The sequence below is a fragment of the Candidatus Dormiibacterota bacterium genome (assembly GCA_036495095.1).
GTDB lineage: Bacteria > Chloroflexota > Dormibacteria > Aeolococcales > Aeolococcaceae > CF-96.
On the sequence record DASXNK010000098.1, the window covers coordinates 1 to 3425 of the forward strand.

The 3425-nt window shown below is 74.3% G+C and carries 4 protein-coding genes; 3 read left to right on the forward strand and 1 reads right to left on the reverse strand.

Annotated elements, in window-relative coordinates; translation table 11 throughout:
• A partial coding sequence (locus VGL20_10125; GenBank protein HEY2704036.1) for a glycosyltransferase 87 family protein occupies positions 1–879 on the reverse strand: 879 nt, incomplete at its 3' end.
• A 110-nt stretch (positions 880–989) separates the two neighbouring features.
• Between VGL20_10125 and VGL20_10130 the strand changes: the two genes are divergently transcribed.
• The 3 genes from VGL20_10130 (at position 990) to VGL20_10140 (ending at position 3351) form a co-directional block, all read left to right on the forward strand.
• On the forward strand, positions 990–1283 hold the full coding sequence (locus VGL20_10130) for a GlsB/YeaQ/YmgE family stress response membrane protein (protein HEY2704037.1): 294 nt from the start codon (positions 990–992) through the stop codon (positions 1281–1283).
• A 62-nt stretch (positions 1284–1345) separates the two neighbouring features.
• Positions 1346–1771, forward strand: a complete 426-nt coding sequence (gene mce / locus VGL20_10135) for a methylmalonyl-CoA epimerase (protein ID HEY2704038.1) — start codon at positions 1346–1348, stop codon at positions 1769–1771.
• Positions 1768–3351 (forward strand): methylmalonyl-CoA mutase family protein, encoded by a 1584-nt coding sequence (locus tag VGL20_10140; GenBank protein ID HEY2704039.1) that lies wholly within the window; start codon positions 1768–1770, stop codon positions 3349–3351. The genes mce and VGL20_10140 overlap by 4 nt, the downstream gene beginning before the upstream one ends.
• Positions 3352–3425 lie beyond the last annotated feature (74 nt).

The window sequence follows — 3425 nt, forward strand, 5'->3', positions numbered from 1 at the left end:
CGGGGCCACCGCCAGCACCTGGGCGGTGGCCTCGTGTGCCGGGCCGTGGCCCGGGATCCAGGAACCGAGCAGGCCGGTGAGCCCGACCAGGCTGGCGACGCCGGTGTGGCCCGCCGACATCGTCAGCGCCTGGAGCCAGGCGGCGGAGGCGGCCGGCCCGGCGAGGAGCAGCGACGCCCCGGCGACGGCGGCGGCGGCCGCCGCCGCCCCGGCGAGGCCGCGGCGGTCGCGCCGGGCGAGCAGCCAGACCGCCAGGCCGACGGCGAGGTGGGGCTTGGCGAGCAGCGCGCCGCCCATCAGCAGGGCGCCGGCACGGCCGGTGTGGCCGCGCCGCCACGCGGCGTAGGCGAGGGCGAGGCTGAGCGCCGACAGGCCGTCCCACTGCCCCTGGAGGAGCAGGCGCAGGCTCCCCAGCCCGACCAGCGCGCCGAGACCGGCCGCGGCCCGGAGCAGCGCCCCGGCCCGAGCCGGCCAGGGGGCGGCTCGCACCGCGACCGCCACCGCGGCGGCGAGCAGGGCGAGCTGCAGCAGCGACCAGACCCGGTAGGCGGTGGCGAGGTCGAGGCCGGCGAGCGGCGCCGCCAGCACGGCGGTGGTCGGCGGGGTGATGAAGGGGAGGTCCGGCCGCTGCCCCGGAGCCAGCGACCCGGCGGGGAACAGGGCGGTGTGCCGGGCGGTCTCGAGCCCCTGGTCGTAGAGCCGCGACCCCTGGCCGTCACCCCACAGCTGCGCGGCCACCCAGGTCGCGGAGTAGTCGCTGTCGGCCCGCTGCAGGGCGGTGACGTGCGACCACATCGAGAGGTAGACGCCGAGCAGCGCCACCGCCAGGCCGCAGACGAGCAGGGTGAGACGGCGGCCGCGAGGTGAGGTGGCGCGCATCCTCACGACCCTACCCTCCCGCGGGCCGCGGTCCCGCCGCCGCGACCCGCTCTCGACGGATGCGTCACCGGCAATACTGGTGACGAGTCACACCAGTGGGGAGGCAGGCCGTGCAGTCGCACCATCTCATCGGCTGGCTGGTCATCGGGCTGATCGCGGGCGCGCTCGCCGGGCGGCTCGTCGAGGGCCACGGGCTCGGCTGTCTCGCCAACGTCGTGGTGGGGATCGCCGGGGCGGTGATCGGTGGGGCGATCCTCGACCAGATCGACCCCAACGCCCGATACGGTCTCCTCGGCTCGATCGTCGTCGCCTTCATCGGGGCCTGCCTGCTGCTCGCCGTGCTGCGGCTGCTCAGCGGCGGCAGGCCGCTCGGAGGCGGCCGCTCCGGGCCCTCGATCCGCTGAGGCGGCGGCCGGCGACCGCCTCCCTATACTCGCCTGCGACCAGCTCTGCACAGGGTGATCACATGCTCCAGAAGATCGACCACATCGGCGTTGCCGTCCCCGACATCGAGGCGGCCATCGAGGCCTACACCCAGCTCTTCGGCGTCGGACCGTCGCACCGCGAGGTGGTGGAGTCCGACGGCGTCGAGACGGTGATGTTCGAGGTCGGCGAGTCGCGGATCGAGCTGCTCGGCGCCACCGGGCCGGACTCGAAGATCGCCGGCTTCCTCGCCAAGCGCGGCGGTGGCATCCATCACGTCGCCTACGGTGTCGAGGACGTCCAGGGCTCCCTGGACACTCTCGCCGCCCAGGGCATGCAGCTGCTCGACACCCGGCCGCGCAGGGGCGCGGGCGGCAAGCTGGTCGGCTTCGTCCACCCCAAGGCGGTGAGCGGCGTGCTCACCGAGCTCTGCCAGGACGACCCGGCTGCGGCCGGACACGAGGGGTGACCCCGGGCAGCGACGCCGGGGCCGAGCGGGAGACCGAGAGCGGCCTGCCCCTGGAGCCCTTCTACCGTGCGGGACTCCCGGAGCCGGCGCCCCCAGGCGAGTTCCCCTACGGCCGCGGGGTGCGCGCCGACGGCTACCGCTCGCGGCTGTGGACGATGCGGCAGTACGCCGGCTTCGGCAGCGCCGAGCAGACCAACCAGCGCTTCCACTACCTGCTCCGCGCCGGCCAGACCGGGCTGAGCACCGCCTTCGACCTGCCCACCCAGATGGGCTACGACAGCGACGACCCGATGGCCCGTGGCGAGGTGGGCAAGGTGGGGGTGGCGATCGACTCGCTCGCCGACATGGAGACCCTGGTCCACGGCATCCCCCAGGACCGGGTCACCACCTCGATGACCATCAACGCGCCGGCGTCGATCCTGCTGCTGCTCTACGAGCTCGCCGCCGAGCGCCAGGGCATCGCAGCGGACAGGCTCGGCGGCACCATCCAGAACGACATCCTCAAGGAGTACGCCGCCCGCGGGACGTTCATCTTCCCGCCGCGGCCGTCGATGCGGCTGGTCACCGACACCTTCGCCTACTGCGCGCAGCGGCTGCCCCGCTGGAACACGATCAGCATCAGCGGCTATCACATGCGCGAGGCGGGGGCGACCGCGCCCCAGGAGATCGCCTTCACCCTCGCAAACGGCATCGCGTACGTCCAGGCGGCGGTCGACGCCGGCCTCGACGTCGACGCCTTCGCGCCCCGGCTCTCCTTCTTCTTCAACGTGAGCAACGACTTCTTCGAGGAGGTGGCGAAGTTCCGGGCGGCGCGCTCGCTGTGGGCGGAGATCATGCGCGACCGCTTCGGCGCCCGCGACCCGCGCAGCACCGCGCTGCGCTTCCACGCCCAGACCAGCGGCGCGACGCTCACGGCCCAGCAGCCGCTGAACAACGTGGTGCGGGTGGCGGTGCAGGCGCTGGCCGCGGTCTGCGGCGGCACCCAGTCGCTGCACACCAACTCGTACGACGAGGCGCTCGCGCTGCCCACCGAGCAGGCGGCGGAGATCGCCCTCCGGACCCAGCAGCTGATCGCCCACGAGGCCGGCGCCGCCAACGTCGCCGACCCCCTGGGCGGGTCGTACCTGGTCGAGTCGCTGACCGGAGGCCTGATCGAGGCCGCCCGCGAGCTGATGGACCGGGTCGACGAGCTCGGCGGCGCCGTCGCCGCCATCGAGGAGAACTTCTACCAGCGCCACATCCAGGACGCCGCGTACCGCCACCAGCGGCTCGTCGAGTCCGGGGATCGGGTCATCGTCGGCGTGAACCGATTCACCGAGACCGGGCAGCGGGAGGTGGAGATCCTCCGGGTCGGCGCCGAGCTCGAGGCGGAGCAGGTGCGGCGGCTGCGGGAGGTGCGCGCCGGCCGCGACCAGGCGGTGGTCGACCGCGCCCTCGAGGTGCTCCGTGACGAGGCCGAGGGCACCGGCAACCTGCTCCCCCCGATGCGCGAGGCGCTCGCCGCCTACGCCACCGTGGGCGAGGTGGCGGGGACGCTGCGCGGGGTCTTCGGGATCCACCGGCCCACGGCGGTCTTCTGAGGTCGGGTCGGGGCTGCCCACCTGACCCTGGTACGGCGCGCCTGGATCACGCCCGGCGCCGTCGGGCGAGCGAC